This window comes from Mycobacterium shunyiense (genome assembly GCF_058270035.1).
The window spans coordinates 108,695-126,981 of record NZ_JBZDPT010000034.1 but is presented as its reverse complement, the minus strand read 5'-3'; the positions used below and the strand labels follow the sequence as shown (position 1 = coordinate 126,981).

Below are 18,287 nucleotides of genomic sequence, written 5' to 3'. Positions count from 1 at the left end.
CATAGAACTTTATTGGTCTGCTGTCCTACCTTTTGACGTGACAATCGTGCTAATTCGGTGCACGATCGTCACGTCATCGGCGAGACAATGGTCGGCTGGACGTCAGGTTGGTCGGCAAGTCCCACACGGGCAGGAGGGTGCGCAATGAGCCAGAACCCCGGCATGCTGGCACGAGCCGACCTGGAGCAAATGGTGGCGGCGGGTGAGATCGACACCGTGATCGTCGCCTTCTGCGATATGCAGGGCCGGCTGACGGGCAAGCGGGTTTCGGGCCGGTTGTTCGTCGAAGAGGTCGCCGCCCACGGCGCGGAGTGCTGCAACTACCTGCTTGCGGTCGACGTCGACATGAACACCGTCGGCGGATACTCGATGTCGAGTTGGGAAACCGGCTACGGCGACATGGTGATGACAGCCGACTTCAGCACCTTGCGCTTGATCCCATGGCTGCCCGGCACCGCGCTGGTCATGGCTGACCTGTCGTGGCTCGACGGTCGTCCTGTCGAACAGGCGCCCCGCAGCATCCTCAACCGGCAGATCGACCGCCTGGTCGAGCGCGAACTCGTGCCGTACGTCGGGACCGAGCTCGAATTCATGGTGTTCGACAACACTTTCCGCGAGGCGTGGGCGGCGGGCTACCGGGGCCTGACGCCGGCCAGCGACTACAACGTCGACTACGCCATGATGGCGTCCACCCGGATGGAACCGCTGCTGCGCGACATCCGCCTCGGCATGGAGGGCGCCGGGTTGTACTGCGAGGGTGTCAAGGGAGAGTGCAACCTGGGTCAGCAGGAGATCGCGTTCCGCTACGACCACGCCCGCAACACCTGCGACAACCACACCATCTACAAGAACGGTGCCAAGGAGATCGCCGACCAGCACGGCAAGAGCTTGACGTTCATGGCGAAATTCGATGAGCGCGAGGGCAACAGCTGTCACATCCACGTCTCGCTACGCGGGGATGACGGGTCTCCTGTGTTCGCCGACGAGTCCGATCCGCGGGGAATGTCGTCGATGTTCCGCAGCTTCATCGCGGGTCAACTGGCCACGCTGCGTGAGATGACGCTGTTCTACGCTCCGAACATCAATTCCTACAAGAGGTTTGCCGACGGCAGCTTCGCGCCCACCGCCATTGCCTGGGGTATGGACAACCGCACCTGCGCGTTGCGGGTGGTCGGTCACGGGCCTGGTATGCGGGTGGAATGCCGGACACCCGGAGGCGACGTCAACCAGTACCTTGCGGTGTCGGCGCTTCTCGCCGGCGGGCTGTATGGCATCGATCACGAGCTGGAACTACCCGACCCGCTGCCGGGCAACGCCTATGCCAGTGAGGCGCAACGGCTGCCCACCACCCTGGCCGAGGCGGCTGAGCTGTTCGCAAAGTCCGAGGTGGCACGCGCGGCGTTCGGGGACGACGTCGTCGAGCACTACCTCAACAACGCGCGCGTCGAGTTGGCTGCGTTCAATTCCACAGTGACCGACTGGGAAAGGGTCCGCGGCTTTGAACGGCTCTGAGATGGGCTCGACATCCAGCGCGAGCAGGCCCCCGCAAGCGGGAGGGGCCCCCAGCGTGGGTCCCGTAAAGGGGCCGATATCGGGTACCTTCACGTCTGCTCGCCGGGAGACTGAGGTCCACCCGGTCATCGGCATGACGACCTATCTGCAGCAGGCGCAGACGGGTATTTGGGATGTACGGGCCAGCTTCTTGCCGCAGGTCTACTTCGAAGGCATCACCCGGGCCGGTGGGACCGCTCTTCTGCTGCCGCCGCAAGCGGTGGACCGCGACATCGCCGACCGGGTGCTCGACCGCCTCGACGGCCTGGTGATCACCGGCGGCCCGGATGTCGATCCGGCCCGCTACGGCCAACAGCCGCACCCGGCCACCAACGAACCAGACAGCGGGCGTGACGCGTGGGAGTTCGCTCTGCTGGAAAGTGCTCTGCAACACGGCATTCCGGTGCTCGGTGTGTGCCGCGGGGCGCAGGTTCTCAACGCGGCGCTGGGCGGCACGTTGCACCAGCATCTACCCGACGTCATCGGGAGCACGCATCACCAGAAGGGCAATGCGGTGTTCGGCACCTCGACGGTACGCACCGTGCCGAACACCCGACTGGCGGCTCTGATCGGCGATTCCTCCGATGCGCAGTGCTATCACCATCAGGCCATCGATCTACTGGGCGAGGGCCTGGTGGTCAGCGCCCGGGATGCCGACGGGGTCATCGAGGCGGTTGAGCTACCCGGCGAGGCCTTCGTGGTCGGCGTGCAATGGCATCCGGAGGAGACTCTCGATGACTTGAGACTGTTCGCCGCCCTGGTCGATGCGGCCGGAACCTATGCAACAGAAAGGATCTCATGACATCCAGTCAGGTCATCAATCCGGCGACCGAGGAGCTGTTGACCACCGTCGACCTCCTCGACGTGGCCGCTGTCGACGACGCAGTGGCGCGTGCCGCCGCGGCGCAGCGGAAATGGTGCCGGCTGGCTCCGGCCGAGCGGGCGGCAGGCTTGCGAGCCTTCGCCGGTGTCGTCGACGCACACATTGATGAGCTGGCCGCCCTCGAGGTTGCCAATTCCGGGCATCCGATCGCGCAGGCCGAATGGGAGGCCGGGCACGTCCGCGATGTCCTGCAGTTCTACTCGGCGACTCCGGAAAGATTGAGCGGCAAGCAGATCCCGGTGGCCGGCGGTCTGGACGTCACGTTCAACGAGCCGCTCGGCGTGGTCGGCGTGATCACACCGTGGAACTTCCCGATGACCATCGCCGCGTGGGGCTTCGCCCCGGCGCTCGCCGCCGGCAACGCCGTCGTGCTCAAGCCCGCCGAGTGGACCCCGCTGACCACGATCCGGCTCGGTGAGCTCGCCATCGCATCGGGCTTGCCGGAGGGGCTCTTTCAGGTGCTGCCGGGCAAGGGCTCGGTGGTGGGAGAACGGTTCGTCACCCATCCAGGCGTCCGCAAGGTCGTGTTCACCGGATCCACCGAGGTGGGGATGCGGGTGATGGCCGGAGCGGCGGCCCAGGTCAAACGGGTGACCCTGGAATTGGGTGGCAAGAGCGCGAACATCGTTTTCGACGACTGCGATCTGGAGAAGGCGGCAGCCACCGCGCCATACGGCGTATTCGACAACGCTGGACAGGACTGCTGTGCGCGCAGCCGGATCCTGGTGCAGCGCAATGTCTACGACCGGTTCATGGAGCTGCTGGAGCCGGCCGTCAAGGGCGTCATCGTGGGGGACCCCACGGTGCGTGACACCGAGATGGGGCCGTTGGTGTCCCGTCCGCACTGGGAGTCGGTGGCCTCCTACGTGCCCGACGGCGCGCCGGTCGCATTCCGGGCGTCTGCCCCTGAGGGGCCCGGGTTCTGGTTCCCGCCGACGGTGTTGACGCCGCAGCGTACGGACCGGACCGTGACCGAGGAGATCTTCGGCCCCGTGGTGACCGTGCTGCCGTTCGAGGACGAGGCCGACGCCATCGCACTGGCCAACGACACGCCTTACGGTTTGTCGGGCTCGATCTGGACCGACAACCTCTCGCGAGCGATGCGGGTGTCGCGGGCGGTGGAATCGGGCAATCTCAGTGTCAATTCGCATTCCTCGGTGCGCTACAACACGCCGTTCGGTGGCTTCAAACAGTCCGGACTCGGGCGCGAGTTGGGGCCTGACGCACCGTTGTCTTTCACCGAGACCAAGAACGTCTTTTTCGCAGTAGAGGAGCTGTAGATGGATCTGACCCAACGTCTGGCCGGCAAGATCGCCGTGATCACCGGGGGCGCCAGCGGCATCGGCCTGGCCACCGGCCGGCGATTGCGCGCCGAGGGGGCCACGATCGTGGTGGGCGACATCGACCCTGCCACCGGAGAGGCCGCCGCCGAAGAACTCGACGGGTTGTTCGTCCCGGTCGACGTGTCCGATCAGGATGCCGTCGACAACCTCTTCGATACTGCGGCGGCGACATTCGGATCGGTCGACATCGCGTTCAACAACGCCGGGATCTCGCCACCCGAAGATGACCTGATCGAGACCACCGACCTGCCGGCCTGGCAACGGGTGCAGGACATCAACCTGAAATCGGTCTACTTGTCGTGCCGGGCGGCGCTGCGCCACATGGTGCCCGCGGGCAAGGGCTCGATCATCAACACCGCATCGTTCGTGGCGGTGATGGGCTCGGCCACCTCCCAGATCTCCTACACCGCGTCCAAGGGCGGCGTGCTGGCGATGTCGCGCGAACTCGGCGTGCAGTATGCGAGGCAGGGAATCCGGGTCAACGCACTGTGCCCCGGGCCGGTCAACACCCCGCTACTACAGGAGTTGTTCGCCAAGGATCCCGAGCGTGCCGCGCGCCGGCTGGTACACATCCCGCTGGGCCGGTTCGCCGAACCCGAGGAGCTGGCCGCCGCGGTGGCGTTCCTGGCCAGTGACGACGCGTCGTTCATCACCGGTTCGACATTCCTCGTCGACGGTGGCATCAGCTCCGCGTACGTGACGCCCCTGTGACACCCTGGTAGCTCGCCATGACAGCCGAACCGGATCCCCAGCCCGCCGCGGAAACGGCCGGTGCCCTGCTGCGTCCGGTCCGGCTGGGCAATGCCTTCGAGGACACCGTGGGTCGGCTGCTGGAGACGATCCGACTGGGCGTGTTGGGTCCGGGGGAGTCGCTTCCGCCAGAGCGTGAGCTTGCCGCGCGGCTCGGGGTCAGTCGCGACACCGTCCGGGAGGCGATCAAATCGCTCGCCGATGCCGGTTATCTGGTGTCCAAGCGGGGTAGGTACGGCGGCACCTTCCTCGCCGCTGAGTTGCCCAGGCACACCGCCGACGGTCCGAGTCCGACCCGCGCGGAGATCGACGATGCGTTGCGGCTGCGCGAGATCCTGGAGGTCGGGGCGGCGCGGATGGCGGCCGGACGGACGTTGAGTGCGGCCGAGCGGGAGGGCCTGTGGTCGCGGCTGGAAGACGTCCGCGCGGCCGAGCCCGACGATTACCGCCGCCTGGATTCGCGGCTGCACTTGGCCATCGCGGAGGCCGCGGGTTCGCCGTCACTGGTACCGCTGGTCGCCGAGAACCGCATGCGGCTCAATGCGCTGCTGGATCAGATCCCGCTGCTGCTGCGCAACATCGCCCATTCCGACGAACAGCACGAAGCGATCGTGATGGCGATCCTGGCTGGTGACAGCGAGCGGGCCGCCGCGGCCATGCTGGCCCACGTCGGGGGATCGGCGGCCTTGCTGCACGGCTTCCTGGACTAGATTCGTACCGTGGACCGGCACGGTAAACAGGTCCAGGTCGAACGCGCGTCGTCGGCCTTGGCCGACGTCGACACCCCAGGGTGGGCGCAGCGCTTCGACCTGCTGTCCGACCCGCACCGGCTGGAGATCCTGCTCGGCCTGCACCGCGCGCCGGGCATCTGTGTCAGTGACCTGGCCACCGCTCTCGGCCGCTCGGAAAACGCCGTCTCCCAGGCGTTGCGTGTGCTCCGGGACCAGGGCTGGGTCACCTCCACCCGGGCCGGCCGGACGGTGAACTACCGGCTCGAGGACGAGACCGTGCACGACCTACTGCACTGGATCGGGGCCCGGCACGGCTGAAACCGTGCTCATCTGTTCACCTGGACAGATATCCAGTGCCGTCCTAGGCTCGCCGAATGACCATTGGCGCGGCTCCCGAGGTGACGACGACGAAGCCGCAGCCATTCGACCGCCCGGACTGGATTTCGATTGCGATGGTCGGCGCGGTGGTGTTGTTGCTACATGTATTCGGTTGGGGCGTGCTGGTTTTCGGGGTTGCCCCGCAACACATCACGCTGGGATCGGCCGGCGTGTTCGGGGTCGGAATCGGAATCACCGCCTATCTGCTGGGCGTGCGCCACGCGTTCGACGCCGACCACATCGCCGTCATCGACAACACCACCCGAAAACTCGTCGGTGAGGGCACGCGGTCACTTTCCGCAGGATTCTGGTTCTCGCTGGGGCATTCCAGCGTGGTGTTCGGGCTGGCCCTGTTGTTGGCGTTCGGAGTTCATGCGCTGGCCGGACCGGTGCAGAACGAAGAATCGCCGATGTTGCAGACCCTGGGACTGATCGGGTCGGTGGTGGCCGGGACATTCCTCATTCTGATCGGCCTGACGAATCTGTTCGCCGTGGTCGGTATCGCCAAGATCTTCCGCGCCATGCGTAGCGGACAGTTCGACGAAGCCGAGCTCGAACGTCAACTTCACCACCGAGGCTTCCTGGCCCGCCTGCTCGGCCGGGTCATGCGACGGGTGAGCAAGCCGTGGCACCTGTACCCGGTCGGCTTCCTGATGGGCCTTGGCTTCGACACCGCCACCCAGGTGGCGCTTCTGGTGCTGGCGGCGGGTGCGGCCGCATTCACCTTGCCCTGGTACGCCATTCTCGTGCTTCCGGTGCTCTTCGCGGCAGGGATGAGCCTGTTCGACAGCCTGGACGGAATCTTCATGGCGCGGGCCTACGGCTGGGCGTTCCTGCAGCCGGTCCGCAAGGTCTATTACAACCTGACTGTCACCGTGCTGTCGGTCATCGTGGCACTGGTGGTCGGCGTCATCGTTCTGGCCGGTCTCCTGGTCGAGCGCCTGGGCATCACCACGGGTCCGCTGGCATTCATCGGTTCGGCCGATCTGGAGTTCGTCGGGTTCGCGATCGTCGGGTTGTTCGTACTGAGCTGGCTTGTCGCCCTCGGAATCTGGCGGTTCGGCCGGATCGAGCAGCGCTGGGCTGCACGGGCCTAATCGATCAGGCCCAGCAAGGCGTTCTCGATCACCTCGGGCAGCGCCGGGTGAATCCAGTACTGGCCCCGGGCCACCTCTTCGGCGGTCTGCCCGAAGCTCATCGCCTGGATCAGCGGCTGGATGATCGAGGACGCCTGATAGCCCATGATGTGGGCGCCCAGTAGCTTGCCGGTGGCACGGTCGCCGATCAGCTTGGCAATGCCGGTGGTGTCCTCCATCGCCCAGCCGTACGCGGTGTCGCCGTAGCCCTGGATCTTGGTGACATAGTCGTAGCCCTCGTCGCGGGCCTGCTCCTCGGTCAATCCGACCGTGGCGATCTGTGGGTCGGTGAATACCGCGGACGGTACGAATCGGTGGTCGCTGCGCACCATCGCGCCGGTGTCATCCCACTCGCGCAGCAGGTTCTCCCTGACCACCCGGGACTCATGGTTGGCCACGTGTTTGAGCTGATAGTCCGAGGACACGTCACCGAGTGCGAAAATGCCACGCGCCGTTGTGCGTTGGTATTCGTCCACGATCACCAGGCCGTCCTCGTCGACCTCGACCCCGGCGAGGTCGGCATCGAGCAGGTCCCCGTTGGGGACGCGTCCGGTGGCCACCAGCAGCATGTCGGCGGGCAGCGTCTTGCCGTCGTCGAGTTCGAGGACGATCTTGTCGCCGTCCTGATGAGAACCGACCACGTTCTCGTGGGTCCGGAAGTCCCACTTCTCCGCGGCCAGCGCGCTGAATTCCCGGCAGATCGTCTCGTCGCAATGGCTGAGAAGGCAGTCGCCACGCACCACGATGGTGACCCGCACGCCCAGCGCCGAGAACACATGGGCGAACTCGGCGGCGACGAATCCGCCGCCGACGATCACCAGGTGTTCGGGCAGCTCGGGGATACGCATGATGTCGTCGCTGGTGTAGTACGTGACGCCGCAGTCCATGATGGCCGGCGGGACGTAGGCGCGGGACCCGGCCGCGATGACCACCTGGTCGCTGCTGAATTCGTCACCGGCCTCGGTGCGCAGCGTGTAGCGGCCATCGGCGGTCTTGGGCCCGAAGCGGGTGTGGCTGCCGTACACCGTGATGTGGGGGTCGTTGCGGCGATAGTCCTCGCCGCCGGCGGCGATCGGGTCGATCCGGCCGAACACCCGCGCGACGACGTCGGGCCAGCGCACCTTGTCGATGTGGGAATCGATGCCGTACTTGGCGCTGTCCTTGATCGTGTCCGCGACGTCAGCGGCGTAGACGAACATCTTGGTGGGGATGCAGCCGACGTTCAGGCAGGTGCCGCCGAACGTGCCCTGCTCGCAGATCGCGACCTTCTTGCCGGCATAGCGCTCGTCGAGAATGCTGTTGCCCGAGCCGGTACCGATGATCGTCAGATCGTAATGCTCCATGTGCGCTCCCTATCCGGAAGATGTTGTGCTCGGCCGCGTTTGCAGGCTCAGGTAGTAGTCCAGCCAGCGGTCGAGCTCACCGTAGGCCGCCGTGCGGGCGTCGGCCATCGACAGGAACACGTCGTGCTTGGCGTCGGTGATCGGTGCGACTGTGGTGTGGTTACCCACGCAACCCGACCACCGTGCGATCTGGCGAACATCGAGTACCGCATCGCCGCGCTGCATCGCGGACGGATCGGAAGTTTCGGTGACACTCCGGTCCGAACGCAGGATCAGGTTCGGTACGCCGACGTCCAGGCCGCGGTGTAAGCGGGCCTGTCCGCGGCGGATCGCATTGATCCACCCGAGGGTGACAGGGAAGCCTCCCAACGGTTTCCAGTCGAGGTTGTAGTCGAAATCGCCGCCGTAGTCGCGGTGAAGTGTTGTGCCGTACCCACCTTCGGTGGGTCTGCGGATCACCGACAGCTTGCGCAGCCGGGCCAGGGCGATCAGCGCGGCCGATGTGGGTGCGGTGCGCAGGATCGCCGGGCCGTGCAGGTCGAAGAACGGGCTGTTCAGGATCAGTCCGCCGACGTGCAACGGAGCGAGCCGGCGGCTGCGACGCAGACGATCGGCGAACAACGTGAGGATCAGCCCTCCCGCCGAATGCCCGTACAGGCACACCGTGGCGTTGTCGGTGTCGGCCGCGATCACCTCCAGCGCGCGCTGAAGCTCGTCGTCGTACCGCGCCAGATCGGTGGTGAAATGCGCGGTCTGCCCCTCGTGTCGGGAGCGTCCGCACTTGGGGAGATCCAGCGCGTAGAACGCGAAGCCGCGCTCGGCGAATCGATCCGCCAGTTCGGTGTGGAAGAAGTAGTCGGTGTAGCCGTGCAGTGCCAGCACCGCGTGGCCGGGGCGGGCGGACCCGCTCGCCGTGGCGGCCGGGCCGCGGCGAACCAGCGTGGCGACCAGGTCGCCTTCGCCATCGGGATCAGGTCCTGCATCGATGGTCTGTTGCCAGAACCCCGGCAATACATCCGGCTCCCAAGAGGGCTCCCGTGACGTCACGGTTCCACCCTAGCCGCGCGCCGGAAACGGGTGTCGTAACGACGGCGGAGAGTCCGTTTGCCGGACCGGGGACCTGCAGAGTTGCCGGGCCACCCGCCAGATCCAGGGGTGCCCGGCGGCCGATGTCGGGTTGAGAAGGCCTGACGGGTGACGGATCGCACTACCATGCCTGGCCAACTGGGATTCGTCGCGCGATAACCTGGGCATAACAAAAGCCGTCCATGTCGACGGGCCGCGCAACAACAAAGGACGAGCGATCAGGGTGTCTGAGGCAAACGTGGGTACGACCGTGAAGACAGACGTCGTGCTGGTTGGGGCCGGCATCATGAGCGCAACCCTCGGCGCTCTGATCCGTCTGCTGGAGCCGGACTGGTCCATCACCATGATCGAGCGGCTCGACGGCGCTGCCGCCGAGAGCAGCGATCCGTGGAACAACGCAGGTACCGGGCACTCGGCGCTGTGTGAGCTGAACTACACGCCCGAGCTGTCCGATGGCTCAATCGACACCACCAAGGCCATCAACGTCAACGAGCAGTTCCAGGTGTCGCGGCAGTTCTGGGCCTACGCGGCCGAGAACGGCGTGCTGCCCGACGTGCGCGGCTTCCTCAACCCGATCCCGCACGTCAGTTTCGTGCACGGCGCAGGCAACGTCGACTACCTCAAGCGCCGGCATCAGGCCCTCGTCGGTAACCCGCTGTTCGCGTCGATGGAATTCATCGACGACAAGGACGAGTTCGCGCGCCGGCTGCCGTTCATGGCCGCCAAGCGCGATTTCTCCGATCCGGTCGGGCTGAACTGGTCGCAGCACGGCACCGACGTCGACTTCGGCGCACTCTCGCGCCAGCTCATCGGCTTCACCGCGCAGCGTGGGATGGACACCCTGTTCGGCCATGAGGTCCGCAACCTGCGCAAGGAATCGGACGGGACCTGGACGCTCAAGGTGACCAACCGGCGCACCGGTCTCAAGCGCAAGTTCAATGCGAAGTTCGTGTTCGTCGGCGCCGGTGGTGGCGCGCTACCGCTGCTGCAGAAGTCCGGCATCCCCGAGGCCAAGGGCTTCGGCGGATTCCCGGTCGGCGGCGCGTTCCTGCGGACCAACAACCAGGCGCTGACCGCAGGCCACCAGGCAAAGGTGTACGGGCTGCCGCCCCTGGGCGCCCCGCCGATGTCGGTGCCGCACCTGGACACCCGCGTGATCAACGGCAAGTCGTGGCTGCTGTTCGGTCCGTTCGCCGGTTGGACGCCGAAGTTCCTCAAGCAGGGCAAGTTCACCGACCTGCCGTTGTCGGTCAAGCCCAACAACATCATGTCGATGCTCGGCGTCGGGCTCACCGAGATGGGGCTGGTCAACTACCTGGTCGGCCAGCTGCTGCTGAGTGAGGCCGCACGGGTCGACACCTTGCGCGAATTCGCGCCCAGCGCAGTCGATTCCGATTGGGAGCTCGACATCGCCGGACAGCGCGTGCAGGTCATCCGGCGCAAGGGTGCGGGTGGTGTGCTGGAGTTCGGCACCACCGTGCTGACCGCCGCCGACGGCAGCATCGCCGGCCTGCTCGGCGCCTCGCCGGGCGCGTCCACCGCCGTGCCGGCCATGCTCGACGTGCTGGAGCGCTGCTTCACCGATCGGTACCAGAGCTGGTTGCCGAAGCTCAAGGAGATGGTGCCTTCCCTCGGTACCAAGCTGTCCACCGAACCCGGCCTGTTCGAGGAAGTGTGGGCGTGGGGCACCAAGGCGCTGCAGCTGGACGTCCCTGTGACTGCGTGACCGGGGCGGGCGGATGACGGTCGCACTACGCCGCAGTTGGGCCAAAGACCTAGACGTACCAACACTTTACGAGCTGCTCAAGCTCCGTGTCGAGGTGTTCGTGGTGGAGCAGGCCACGCCCTACCCTGAGCTCGACGGCCGGGATCTGCTCGCCGAGACCCGCCACTTCTGGCTGGAAAGCCCGGACGGAGAAGTCATTTCGACGCTGCGGTTGATGGAGGAGCATCCCGGCGGCGAGAAGGCATTCCGGATCGGCCGGGTGTGCACCAAACGCAGTGCCCGGGGTAGCGGCCACACGACCCGGCTCATGCAGGCCGCGCTGGCCGAAGTCGGCGACTACCCGTGCCACATCAATGCCCAGACCTACCTGATCGACATGTACGGCCGGCACGGATTCGTCCGTGACGGCGACGAATTCCTTGATGACGGAATCCCGCACGTGCCGATGGTGCGGGCCGGGTTCCGGACCGACGAGCGCTTGCGCGAGGAGCCGACATGACCGACGAGCGCTTGCGCGAGGAGCCGACATGACCGAGAGCGAGTCCTCCTGATGACGGCCGAGACCCACACCTACCCGTTCAGCGCACTGGTGGGGCAGGACCGGCTGCGCCTGGCCCTGCTGCTGTGCGCGGTTCATCCCGAGATCGGCGGCGTGCTGATCCGCGGTGAGAAGGGGACGGCGAAATCCACCGCGGTCCGCGGCCTGGCTGCGGTGCTGTCCGCGGTCGACGACGACGCGCGCCTGGTGGAATTGCCGATCGGCGCCACCGAGGACCGGGTGGTCGGATCGCTGGATCTGCAGAAGGTGCTCCGCGACGGCGAGCACGCGTTCTCGCCGGGCCTGCTGGCCCGCGCCCACGGTGGCGTCCTCTACGTCGACGAGGTCAACCTGCTGCACGACCACCTGGTCGACGTGCTGCTCGATGCCGCCGCCATGGGACGGGTTCACGTTGAACGCGAAGGGATTTCGCACTCGCACGAGTCCCGGTTCGTCCTGATCGGCACCATGAACCCCGAAGAGGGGGAGCTGCGCCCGCAGCTGCTGGACCGGTTCGGTCTGACCGTCGACGTCGCCGCCTCACGCGATGTCGACGTCCGCGTCGAGGTGATCCGCGCCCGCATGGCGTTCGAAGCCGACCCGCGGGCCTTCGTCGAGCGCCACGCGGGCGCCGATGCGGAGCTGGCCGACCGGATCGCCGCCGCCCGCGCGGCGATCGGCTCGGTCGAACTGCCCGACACCGAATTGCGGCGCATCGCGGCGCTGTGCGCGGCATTCGACGTCGACGGGATGCGTGCCGATCTGGTGGTGGCACGCACCGCCGTCGCTCACGCTGCCTGGCGCGGTGCCACCATGGTCGCCGAAGAGGACATCCGAGTGGCCGCCGAACTGGCGTTGCCGCACCGGCGCCGGCGTGATCCGTTCGACGACCCGGGCCTGGACCCCGAACGTCTCGAAGAGGCCATGCAGCAGGCGGGGGAGTCGGCCGCCCAGTCGGGCAATGACGCCGAGCCTGACCCCGATTTCGATCCAGACTTCGATCCGCCCGGCGGAGGCGTCGACTCCGGCGCGGACGGGCAGCCGGCACAGGGGAATTCGACGCCACGCAACTCGAAAACATCGGCGAACCGCCCGAGCGCCCCGCCGTCGGCGGTGTTCCGGACCAAGGCGCTGGTGGTGCCCGGAGTCGGCGAGGGCGCGCCCGGCCGCCGTTCGAGGGCCCGCAACCGCACCGGCACCCCCATCGCGGCCACCGCGGAACCCGGCAGCGGGCACGGGCTGCACATGTTCGCCACCTTGCTCGCCACCGCAGGCCGCCAACAGGGTGCGGGACTGCCGCGGCCCCGCCCCGAGGACATCCGGCGTGCGGTACGGGAAGGCCGCGAAGGCAATCTGGTGATCTTCGTCGTCGACGCCTCCGGGTCCATGGCCGCCCGCGACCGGATGTCGGCGGTCACCGGCGCGACGCTGTCGCTCCTGCGCGACGCCTACCAACGTCGGGACAAGGTCGCGGTGATCACGTTCCGTCAACAGGACGCTCGGGTGCTGCTGCCGCCCACCACCTCGGTGCACATCGCCGGCCGCCGGCTGGCCCGGTTCGATACCGGGGGCAAGACTCCGCTGGCCCAGGGGCTGCTGGCGGCCCGCGATCTGGTGATCCGGGAGAAGGCCCGTGATCGGGCCCGGCGCAGCCTGGTGGTGGTGCTCACCGACGGCCGCGCCACCGGCGGCCCCGATCCGCTGGGCCGTACCCGGCAGGCCGCGGCCGCGCTGGTGGCCGAGGGCGCTGCCGCCGTGGTGGTGGATTGTGAAACATCTTTTGTGCGACTGGGATTGGCCGGGCAACTGGCTGAGCAGCTGGGGTCGCCGGCAGTCCGGCTCGAGCAGTTGCGCGCGGCCGAACTGACCCGGCTCGTCCAGCACCAGACTGCCGCCTGACGCGGCCTCATACTCTGCGCAGAAAGGACCGCCCATGCCACAGGGACAGCCGCTGACGGTGCCCGACGACGGCCTCACCACCAAGGCCCGACGCAACGCGCCGCTGCTCGCCGTGCACACCGGGCCGGGGAAGGGCAAGTCCACCGCGGCCTTCGGCATGGCGCTGCGGGCCTGGAACCAGGGCTTTTCGGTCGCGGTGTTCCAGTTCGTCAAGAGCGCGAAGTGGAAGGTCGGCGAGGAGGCCGTGTTCGGTCAGCTCGGTCGGCTGCACGACGAGCACGGGGCCGGCGGGCCGGTCGAATGGCACAAGATGGGCTCGGGCTGGTCCTGGACCCGCAAGCACGGCAGTGATGTCGACCATGCCGCGGCGGCCGCCGACGGTTGGGCCGAGATCAAACGTCGGCTGGCGGAGGAGCGTCATCAGTTCTATGTGCTCGACGAGTTCACCTATCCGCTCAAATGGGGCTGGGTTGCCGTAGACGAAGTAGTTGAGGTGCTGAATGCCCGCCCGGGTAGCCAGCATGTGGTGATCACGGGCCGCGATGCCCCGCAGGCCCTGATCGACGCCGCGGACCTGGTGACGGAGATGACGAAGATCAAGCATCCGATGGATGCCGGCCGCAAAGGCCAGAAGGGCATCGAATGGTAGGCGTGGTCGCCCTCGTTCGCGCGAGCAGACGCGTAGGTGCCCGGAAACGGCCGTTGCGAGGTACCCAAGCGTCTGCTCGCCGGAAGAAATGAAAACCACCCCGGCAGTGGTGATCGCTGCTCCGGCCTCGGGCAGCGGGAAGACCACGGTGGCAACGGGTTTGGTCGGTGCGCTGCGCCAGGCCGGTCACACGGTGGCGCCGTTCAAGGTGGGTCCGGACTTCATCGATCCCGGTTACCATGCCCTGGCCGCCGGCCGCCCGGGCCGCAACCTGGATCCGGTGCTCGTCGGTGAGGATCTGATCGGACCGCTGTACCGGCACGGCTGCGCCGGCGCCGACATCGCGGTGGTCGAAGGCGTGATGGGCCTGTTCGACGGTCGCATCGAGGGGCAGATGACCGGTATCCCGCGGGGTTCGGCGGCCCAGGTGGCCGGCCTGCTGGGTGCCCCGGTGGTGCTGGTGGTCGATGCCCGTGGGCAGAGTCACAGCGTCGCGGCCCTGATCCACGGCTTCGTCACCTTCGACCCGGCGGTGCGGATCGCCGGGGTGGTCCTCAACCGGGTGGGTTCCGACCGGCACGAGGCGGTGCTGCGCCAGGCCTGTGAACACGCGGGGGTGCAGGTCCTCGGTGCGATTCCGCGGAGTGACGAGTTAACGGTCCCATCAAGACATCTCGGTCTCATCACCGCCGTCGAGCACGGCCGGCAGGCCCGTGACGCGGTGGCCGCAATGACCGCCCTGGTGGCCCGGCACGTGGATCTCGGGGCCCTGGCATCCGCAGCTAGCGCGCACGTCACCGCCGAGCCGTGGAGCCCCGTCGCCGAGTCGGTGACCAACGTCACGGTCGCCCTGGCGGCCGGCAAGGCCTTCAGCTTCAGCTATGCCGAGCATGCCGAGCTGCTGCAGGGGGCCGGGGCGCAGGTCGCCGAGTTCGACCCCCTGTCCGAACCGCTGCCCGCCGGTGCGGATGCGCTGGTGCTGCCCGGCGGGTTTCCCGAGCAGTTCACGGCCGAACTGTCGGCCAACGATGTTGTCCGCCAGCAGATCCGCCGCCTTGCTGCCAGCGGAGCCCCGGTGCATGCCGAGTGCGCAGGTCTGACGTATCTGGTCGACGATCTCGACGGGGTGCCGATGTGCGGTGTGCTGGCCGGTTCGGCGCGGTTCACCGAACGCCTCACGCTGGGCTACCGCGACGCGGTGGCGGTCGTGGACTCCAGCATGCACGCGGCAGGCGATCGGGTCACCGGTCACGAATTCCACCGGACTGCCGTCGAATTCGTCGAACAACCATCGCCCGCCTGGGCGTTCGCCGGGCCCGGCCAGGCGGGCCGGCGGGACGGTGCCGTGCAGCGCGGTGTGCATGCCGGATATCTCCACACCCACCCCGCGGCACATCCGGAGGCCATCACCCGCTTCGTGGCGTCGGCGGTGCCGACACAACGGTCGGGTGGCAGCAACCACTAAGCTCGGCGGGTGACCGAGAATGCCTACCTCGTCGGCCTGCGCCTGTCGGGCAAGAAGGTCGTCGTTGTCGGCGGCGGAACCGTCGCGCAACGTCGGCTGCCCCTGCTGATCGCCCATGGCGCCGACGTACATGTGATTGCACGGGCGGCCAGCCCCGCGGTGGAGGCGCTGTCGCACGACGACCCGGGGATCACCCTGCAACTGCGCGACTTCCGCGCCGGGGATCTCGACGGCGCCTGGTATGTGCTTGCGGCCACGGACGACTCCGAGGTCAACGCCGCCATCGCCGCCGAAGCCGACGAGCGGCGCATCTTCTGCGTCCGCGCCGACGTGGCGCGCGAGGGATCCGCCGTGACCCCCGCAACGTTCGACTCCGACGGCCTGTCGGTGGGCGTCCTCGCCGGCGGGGAGCACCGCCGTTCGGCGGCCATCCGCACCGCCATCCACGAAGCGCTACAGCGCGGCCTGCTCACCGCAGACGCCGGTGACGAGCCGGGGGAGGCGCCCCGTGGGGTGGCTCTCGTCGGCGGCGGCCCCGGCGATCCCGAGTTGATCACCGTGCGCGGACGCCGCCTGCTGGCCCGCGCAGATGTGGTGGTCGCAGACCGGCTGGCGCCCCAGGAGTTGCTCGCCGAACTCGGACCTCACGTCGAGGTGATCGACGCGGCCAAAATCCCGTACGGCCGGGCGATGGCGCAGGAGGCGATCAACCAGGTACTCGTGGACCGGGCCCGCGACGGAAAATTCGTCGTCCGGCTCAAAGGCGGTGACCCGTTCGTCTTCGCCCGCGGATATGAAGAGGTCCTGGCGTGCACCGAGGCCGGCATCCCGGTGACCGTCGTTCCCGGTGTGACGAGTGCCATATCGGTACCCGCACTGGCCGGGGTTCCGGTCACCCACCGCGGCATGACCCACGAGTTCGTGGTGGTCAGCGGCCATGTTGCGCCTGGCCACCCCGAATCGTTAGTCAATTGGAATGCGCTGGCGGCGATGACCGGCACCATCGTGCTGCTGATGGCCGTCGAACGCATCGAGCTGTTCACCAAGGCGCTCCTGGACGGGGGCCGACCTGCGGATACGCCGGTCCTCGTGGTGCAACACGGCACCACCCTCGCGCAGCGCACCCTGCTGGCGACACTCGGCGACGCGCCCGAGCGGATTCGTGCGGACGGCATTCGACCTCCGGCGATCATCGTGATCGGACCTGTGGCGGCCTTCGCCGGTTAAAGGATTCTTAAGATTCCGGTAAGGTGACGCGTTATGACGGCACTCAACGACGCCGAGCGCCAGGGCCTCGCCGCCCGCCTCCCGTCCTGGTTCCCGTCCTGGGGCTTCCTTTCCGCGGTGATCGCAATCGGTGGCATGCAGCTGCTCGCCACGATGGACAGCACGGTCGCGATCGTCGCGTTGCCGCGGATCCAGGACGAACTCGGCCTGTCCGACGCCGGGCGCAGCTGGGTCATCACCGCCTACGTCCTGACCTTCGGCGGCCTGATGCTCCTGGGCGGACGGCTCGGCGACACGATCGGCCGCAAGCGCACCTTCATCGTGGGCGTCGGGTTGTTCATCATCGCCTCGATCCTGTGCGGCATCGCCTGGAATGAGGCCACCCTGGTCGTCGCCCGGCTGCTTCAGGGCGTCGGCGCCGCCATCGCGGCACCAACAGGGCTCGCGCTCGTCGCGACGACGTTCCCCAAAGGCCCGGCCCGCAACGCTGCCACCGCGGTGTTCGGAGCCATGACCGCAGTCGGTTCGGTGATGGGCCTGGTGGTCGGCGGAGCTCTCACCGAGGTGTCCTGGCGGTGGGCCTTCCTGGTCAACGTGCCCATCGGTCTGGTGATGCTGTACCTGGCCCGTACCTCGCTGCAGGAAACGCATCGCGAGCGGATGAAGTTGGATGCCGCCGGCGCGCTGCTGGCCACGCTGGCCTGTACGGCCGCGGTGTTCGCCTTCACCCAGGGCCCGGAGAGCGGCTGGTTGTCCCCGATCACGCTCGGCTCCGGTGCCGCGGCAGCCGTCTTCGGCATTGCCTTCCTCATTGCCGAGCGCAGCGCCGAGAACCCGGTGGTGCCGTTCGACCTGTTCCACGAACGCAACCGGGTCGCCACGTTCGCGGCGATCTTCCTGGCCGGCGGTGTGCTGTTCACCCTGACCGTGCTGATCGGTCTCTACGTGCAGGACATCCTGGGCTACAGCGCCCTGCACGCCGGCGTCGGCTTCATTCCGTTCGTGATCGGCATGGGCATCGGCCTCGGGGCCTCGTCCCAGATCGTGCGGTTCTTCCAGCCGCGCATCGTGGTGATCGCGGGCGGGATCCTGGTGCTCGGGGCCATGCTCTACGGCTCGACGCTGCACGCCGGCATTCCGTACTTCCCGAACCTGGTGCTGCCGATCACCATCGGCGGTATCGGTATCGGCATGATCGTGGTGCCGCTGACGCTCTCGGCGATCGCCGGTGTCGACATTGACCGTATCGGTCCGGCGTCGGCCATCGCGCTGATGCTGCAGAACCTGGGCGGCCCGCTCGTGCTGGCCATCATCCAGGCGGTCATCACCTCGCGCACCCTTTACCTGGGCGGCATCACCGGTCCGGTCAAGGACATGAACGAACCGCAACTGGCGGCGCTCGACGCGGGCTACACGTACGGATTGCTGTGGGTGGCCGCGGTCGCGGTCCTGGTCGGTGTCGCGGCATTGTTCATCGGCTACACCTCCAAGCAGGTGGCCCACGCCCAGGACGTCAAGGAAGCCATCGACGCCGGAGAGCTCGAAGTCGACTGACCTCGTCCCGGTCGCGGAGTTAGGCTGA

16 protein-coding genes are annotated in these 18,287 nt (G+C 67.5%); 14 read left to right on the top strand and 2 right to left on the bottom strand.

Annotated features, from left to right (window positions below; translation table 11 throughout):
- Positions 1-144: 144 nt before the first annotated feature.
- The 7 genes from AC4ELS_RS20670 to nicT all read left to right on the top strand — a co-directional run bounded on the left by AC4ELS_RS20670 (position 145) and on the right by nicT (position 6,733).
- Positions 145-1,512 carry a glutamine synthetase family protein gene (locus AC4ELS_RS20670; protein WP_499049018.1) on the top strand — a complete coding sequence of 456 codons (1,368 nt, stop codon included), beginning with the start codon at positions 145-147 and terminating at the stop codon, positions 1,510-1,512.
- 133 nt (positions 1,513-1,645) lie between these two features.
- Positions 1,646-2,353 (top strand): gamma-glutamyl-gamma-aminobutyrate hydrolase family protein, encoded by a 708-nt coding sequence (locus tag AC4ELS_RS20665; RefSeq protein WP_499049015.1) that lies wholly within the window; start codon positions 1,646-1,648, stop codon positions 2,351-2,353.
- A complete protein-coding gene (locus AC4ELS_RS20660) occupies positions 2,350-3,714 on the top strand; it encodes an aldehyde dehydrogenase family protein (RefSeq protein WP_499049012.1) in 1,365 nt (454 codons plus the stop codon). Before AC4ELS_RS20665 ends, AC4ELS_RS20660 begins: the two co-directional genes overlap by 4 nt.
- Entirely contained in the window at positions 3,715-4,488 is a 774-nt protein-coding gene (locus tag AC4ELS_RS20655; RefSeq protein ID WP_499049009.1) for a 3-oxoacyl-ACP reductase, read from the top strand.
- Positions 4,489-4,505: 17 nt separating this feature from the next.
- A complete protein-coding gene (locus AC4ELS_RS20650) occupies positions 4,506-5,237 on the top strand; it encodes a FadR/GntR family transcriptional regulator (RefSeq protein WP_448448978.1) in 732 nt (243 codons plus the stop codon).
- A gap of 9 nt (positions 5,238-5,246) precedes the next feature.
- Positions 5,247-5,576, top strand: coding sequence for an ArsR/SmtB family transcription factor (locus tag AC4ELS_RS20645; protein WP_064886877.1), 330 nt, complete (start codon positions 5,247-5,249; stop codon positions 5,574-5,576).
- A 56-nt stretch (positions 5,577-5,632) separates the two neighbouring features.
- On the top strand, positions 5,633-6,733 hold the full coding sequence (gene nicT / locus AC4ELS_RS20640; protein ID WP_499049006.1) for a Nickel transporter NicT: 1,101 nt from the start codon (positions 5,633-5,635) through the stop codon (positions 6,731-6,733).
- Here the strand turns inward: nicT and mtr are convergent.
- Positions 6,730-8,115 (bottom strand): mycothione reductase, encoded by a 1,386-nt coding sequence (gene mtr / locus AC4ELS_RS20635; protein WP_499049003.1) that lies wholly within the window; start codon positions 8,113-8,115, stop codon positions 6,730-6,732. The genes nicT and mtr overlap by 4 nt on opposite strands.
- Positions 8,116-8,124: 9 nt before the next feature.
- Entirely contained in the window at positions 8,125-9,162 is a 1,038-nt protein-coding gene (locus tag AC4ELS_RS20630; protein ID WP_498882950.1) for an alpha/beta hydrolase, read from the bottom strand.
- 325 nt (positions 9,163-9,487) lie between these two features.
- On the opposite strand from AC4ELS_RS20630, the gene mqo reads away from it, so the two are divergent.
- The 7 genes from mqo to AC4ELS_RS20595 all read left to right on the top strand — a co-directional run bounded on the left by mqo (position 9,488) and on the right by AC4ELS_RS20595 (position 18,259).
- Positions 9,488-10,927, top strand: coding sequence for a malate dehydrogenase (quinone) (mqo, locus tag AC4ELS_RS20625; protein ID WP_276029272.1), 1,440 nt, complete (start codon positions 9,488-9,490; stop codon positions 10,925-10,927).
- Between the two features lie 13 nt (positions 10,928-10,940).
- Complete coding sequence (locus tag AC4ELS_RS20620; RefSeq protein WP_064886870.1) at positions 10,941-11,426, top strand: GNAT family N-acetyltransferase; 486 nt, start codon at positions 10,941-10,943, stop codon at positions 11,424-11,426.
- 51 nt (positions 11,427-11,477) lie between these two features.
- Complete coding sequence (locus tag AC4ELS_RS20615; protein WP_499049001.1) at positions 11,478-13,364, top strand: magnesium chelatase subunit D family protein; 1,887 nt, start codon at positions 11,478-11,480, stop codon at positions 13,362-13,364.
- Between the two features lie 34 nt (positions 13,365-13,398).
- Entirely contained in the window at positions 13,399-14,013 is a 615-nt protein-coding gene (gene cobO / locus AC4ELS_RS20610) for a cob(I)yrinic acid a,c-diamide adenosyltransferase (protein WP_448448974.1), read from the top strand.
- An 88-nt stretch (positions 14,014-14,101) separates the two neighbouring features.
- The gene (locus AC4ELS_RS20605) at positions 14,102-15,478 is read left to right on the top strand and encodes a cobyrinic acid a,c-diamide synthase CobB (protein WP_448448973.1); all 1,377 of its coding nucleotides are present in this window, start codon (positions 14,102-14,104) and stop codon (positions 15,476-15,478) included.
- A gap of 9 nt (positions 15,479-15,487) precedes the next feature.
- A complete protein-coding gene (cobA, locus tag AC4ELS_RS20600) occupies positions 15,488-16,705 on the top strand; it encodes a uroporphyrinogen-III C-methyltransferase (protein ID WP_064959945.1) in 1,218 nt (405 codons plus the stop codon).
- A 33-nt stretch (positions 16,706-16,738) separates the two neighbouring features.
- Complete coding sequence (locus tag AC4ELS_RS20595) at positions 16,739-18,259, top strand: MFS transporter (protein WP_448448972.1); 1,521 nt, start codon at positions 16,739-16,741, stop codon at positions 18,257-18,259.
- Positions 18,260-18,287 lie beyond the last annotated feature (28 nt).

Coding starts and splice junctions, on each gene's coding strand:
- cobO (WP_448448974.1), top strand. CDS start 13,399: ATGCCACAGGGACAGCCGCTGACGGTGCCCGACGACGGCCTCACCACC.
- AC4ELS_RS20670 (WP_499049018.1), top strand. CDS start 145: ATGAGCCAGAACCCCGGCATGCTGGCACGAGCCGACCTGGAGCAAATG.
- mqo (WP_276029272.1), top strand. CDS start 9,488: ATGAGCGCAACCCTCGGCGCTCTGATCCGTCTGCTGGAGCCGGACTGG.
- AC4ELS_RS20615 (WP_499049001.1), top strand. CDS start 11,478: ATGACGGCCGAGACCCACACCTACCCGTTCAGCGCACTGGTGGGGCAG.
- mtr (WP_499049003.1), bottom strand. CDS start 8,115: ATGGAGCATTACGATCTGACGATCATCGGTACCGGCTCGGGCAACAGC.
- AC4ELS_RS20605 (WP_448448973.1), top strand. CDS start 14,102: ATGAAAACCACCCCGGCAGTGGTGATCGCTGCTCCGGCCTCGGGCAGC.
- AC4ELS_RS20650 (WP_448448978.1), top strand. CDS start 4,506: ATGACAGCCGAACCGGATCCCCAGCCCGCCGCGGAAACGGCCGGTGCC.
- nicT (WP_499049006.1), top strand. CDS start 5,633: ATGACCATTGGCGCGGCTCCCGAGGTGACGACGACGAAGCCGCAGCCA.
- AC4ELS_RS20595 (WP_448448972.1), top strand. CDS start 16,739: ATGACGGCACTCAACGACGCCGAGCGCCAGGGCCTCGCCGCCCGCCTC.
- AC4ELS_RS20660 (WP_499049012.1), top strand. CDS start 2,350: ATGACATCCAGTCAGGTCATCAATCCGGCGACCGAGGAGCTGTTGACC.
- AC4ELS_RS20655 (WP_499049009.1), top strand. CDS start 3,715: ATGGATCTGACCCAACGTCTGGCCGGCAAGATCGCCGTGATCACCGGG.
- AC4ELS_RS20665 (WP_499049015.1), top strand. CDS start 1,646: ATGACGACCTATCTGCAGCAGGCGCAGACGGGTATTTGGGATGTACGG.
- AC4ELS_RS20620 (WP_064886870.1), top strand. CDS start 10,941: ATGACGGTCGCACTACGCCGCAGTTGGGCCAAAGACCTAGACGTACCA.